Raw genomic sequence first — 3,123 nt, 5'->3', positions numbered from 1 at the left:
GTCTTTGGTATCTTGTACATCCTGATCGTCGCCCCGCCCATCTGGTGTTCCTCGACGTCGCCGGAGAAATAGGGTTCGCGGAACCGGACGGTTCGGATCTTCGGATAGGTGATTTTTGGTTTCCAGTCCTTGGCGCCAATGGCGATCCAGACACGACGTGGAAGTTGATCGGTCAGGCTGTGGAACGCCAGTGCCGATGTGAGGCAGATGACGGCCTTGGGCGCGCGCTTGGCGACTTCGATGAGAGTTTCATGCGTATCGGGGGTGCTATCGGGCAGGCTATAGAGCCCGCGACCGAGCCGGATGATGTCTCCGGACTGCACCGCGCGAGAGATTGTTGCCGCTGACACGCCCACCCCCTCAAGATCTCGTGCGCGCGCCGGCGCATGGGACTCCAGATACTCAAGGAGGCGCTGCCTTTGTGTCGGATCGTTTTGCACTGATGGATAACCTCGGACAACTTCGCATTCAGTCCGAGGTTTCCTAACACATATACGTTGTGACTGCCAAGACAGCAGAGCTTTCGCCAAGCAGCCATCTTTCTGCAGGGAGGGCGGAGAGCAGTCATTCGCTGCTACGGCGAAGCGATTCACTAGGAATTCGAAAAGCGGACTTTCCATTCGAAAGTCGCAGTTTTGGCGATGCTGCAACTGACCCGTGATTGCATCGCAAAAAGCACCGCAACGAATATCCTGCGATACGATATCACCGTTTCTCAAGCCTAGATTGTTGTCATCTTCAGTTAGTCGAGGAACGATTTCAAAAGAGCGCAGGGAATGTGCATTGGAGTAAGGATTGTAGTCTTCTGTCTTGGCCCCCTAAAACTGTGCCACAGTTGGCTTAGTTTTGGAGACGGGATTGATGGCGCGGAAACGGTATTCGGACGAAGATATTCTGCGGCTTTTGCGCGAGATTGAGCTGGGCCTGGCATCTGGTTCGGATGTCGCGACGGCGTGCAGAACGGCTGGTGTCAGTGATGCGACCTATTACACATGGCGCAAGCGGTTTGGTGGGATGGGACGATCTGAGATGGCCAATCTGAAGGCGCTGCAGAAAGAGAATGATCGGCTCAAGAAAATCGTGGCTGAGCTTGAACTGGACAAACTCATTCTCAAGGAGAGCCTTGATTATCTAAAGCCAAAGGCCTGACGGCAGACCAGCTTCGTCAGGCCGTGGTCCACACCCGACAAAAGCTGGCAACCTCTGAACGGCGCACCTGTCGCGTGATTGGATTGGCGCGGAGCACGCTGCAATACCGCGCAGCGCCAAAGGATGATGAGGCGTTACGTCTGGCGATGATCCGATTGGCCAAACGGTATGGGCGCTACGGCTACCGCAAGGTCGCCGAGCTGCTGCGTGTCGAAGGCTGGGCAGTCAATCATAAAAAGATCGAACGACTATGGCGCGAAGAAGGCTTGCAGCTCCCACAACGGCACAAGAAACGCAAACGGCTGTACCACAAGGACAGCTCGATCATCCGGCTCCGACCGCAACATCCCAATCACATCTGGAGCATTGACTTTGTCCACGACAAGCTGAGCAACGGACAGAGCTACAAGATGCTGACGGTGCTGGATGAGTATACCCGTGAGGCGCTCTGCGTAGCGGTCAAGCCGAAGATGAACAGCGCAGACGTGCTGGATGCGCTCTACCCACTCTTATTGCGGCACGGGAAGCCCGAACACATCCGTTCCGACAACGGCGCGGAGTTCATCGCAACGGCCCTGCAGACCTGGTTAAGAAAGGTGGGCATTAAGCCGATCCAAATCTACCCGGGATCACCTTGGGAGAATGGATACAACGAGCGCTTCAATGGCACTCTGCGCCGGGAAGTCCTCAACGCAGAATGGTTCCACACCACCAAACAGGCTCAGATCGTCATCAATACCTGGCTTAGACAGTACAATCGTGTCAGACCCCATCAGGCTCTAAACATGCGACCGCCCGTTCCAGAAACCTTGCTCAAAACTGGCCCATAGAATTGGGGCTGGACAAAGTTACTGCTCTCTTTACCGATGTACAACTGGAAGCTGACGGCACTGGTTGGCTTTGGCTTTATACGATGATTCCTTCTGAAGAAGTTGAGGAAGAAAGGCACTCTGATACCGGAATTTTTCTAACTCAACGATTTATGCCAGTGTGCACAAAACCAGAGAATTTTCTCACCCGGAAGTTCGTCGAATTTGATGACGGAACTAAGGGCGAGGAACTGGCCTTCTACTTCCTAGATTTAAGCCGCCCAGAAAGATTTTTTGGATATCTAGACACCAATATTCTAGGAATTTCCAACTGGTTTATTGATAATCAAGAAGTGAAAAAATTTCTTGCAGAGTAATACGAGCCGACGGGGTGAGCGTTGTCGCTGTGACGGCGTCGGATGGTCTCACCCCACCGATCCCAGTCTCAGCAATGTGAGCCCGTCTCAATTATTCTGAGTCCAGTCGCAAATAATGTGATCCCAAATCGATTTACAGTCTCAAATAATCTGAGCCAGAAATGCCGATAATCTCGCGCCCAACGGATTATGATCTCAAGCCACTACAAGTAACCGAACCATGGGTGCAAAATCCTTCAGGACCCGCGTCGGGATTTCGATAAAGATGTCCGTTTCGCGATCCAGAATCATCTCATGCTTGCGGCTTCCCACCGGTTGCTGGACGTATCCGCAAACGTCTTCAAACTTCGCAAAAGCGATCTTGTTGCGAATGCCAGCGACTAGACCAGGGTAAGACTTATCCGATTCCGCTTGTAGGGCCGACAATTCGTCACTCACAAAGTCCAGCCTCACACGTTCAGCGAAGGCTTCGGCCTTCTTTATGGCATCCTCTCGTGATTGCGCCAGAAAACCTGAAACTTCTTTCAGTACATTGGTTAAGTTTTGATCGAGATTTTCATAGCTTCTGTTTACACCATTGGGCACGCATCAGTCGCGCAAATCGAGAGGAAACAACCCCGAATCAATCTCATTCCGCGTCAAAAAGCTCCGGTCTGAAGCCTTGCTACCGCGGTTTCGGAGTTGAGCCCCCCACGATCTAAGCAGGAACCTGCTGATTGCGACACAGGAGCGCGGAACACCGACAAAAGGCAACTTAGCAGGAGGAAACCTCAGGGCCCTACTGGGCC

Annotated in this window: 3 protein-coding genes and 1 pseudogene; 2 read left to right on the top strand and 2 right to left on the bottom strand. The window is 52.8% G+C overall.

The window, feature by feature from the left end:
- Positions 1 to 620 (bottom strand): type IV toxin-antitoxin system AbiEi family antitoxin domain-containing protein (locus ACR0L4_RS23390; RefSeq protein ID WP_480515599.1); only part of this gene is annotated, 620 nt, incomplete at its 3' end.
- 241 nt (positions 621 to 861) lie between these two features.
- Here ACR0L4_RS23390 and ACR0L4_RS23385 point away from each other — a divergent pair.
- Both ACR0L4_RS23385 and ACR0L4_RS23380 read left to right on the top strand, forming a co-directional pair.
- A pseudogene (locus ACR0L4_RS23385) lies at positions 862 to 1,979 on the top strand (IS3 family transposase).
- 2 nt (positions 1,980 to 1,981) lie between these two features.
- On the top strand, positions 1,982 to 2,335 hold the full coding sequence (locus tag ACR0L4_RS23380) for a hypothetical protein (protein ID WP_480424834.1): 354 nt from the start codon (positions 1,982 to 1,984) through the stop codon (positions 2,333 to 2,335).
- Between the two features lie 195 nt (positions 2,336 to 2,530).
- Here the strand turns inward: ACR0L4_RS23380 and ACR0L4_RS23375 are convergent, their stop codons facing one another.
- The gene (locus ACR0L4_RS23375) at positions 2,531 to 2,920 is read right to left on the bottom strand and encodes a hypothetical protein (RefSeq protein ID WP_480425716.1); all 390 of its coding nucleotides are present in this window, start codon (positions 2,918 to 2,920) and stop codon (positions 2,531 to 2,533) included.
- Positions 2,921 to 3,123 lie beyond the last annotated feature (203 nt).

The sequence above is a fragment of the Ruegeria sp. AB5 genome (assembly GCF_056542645.1).
Note: the sequence above shows the minus strand (reverse complement) of the source record. Positions and strands in the feature narration are given on the sequence as shown.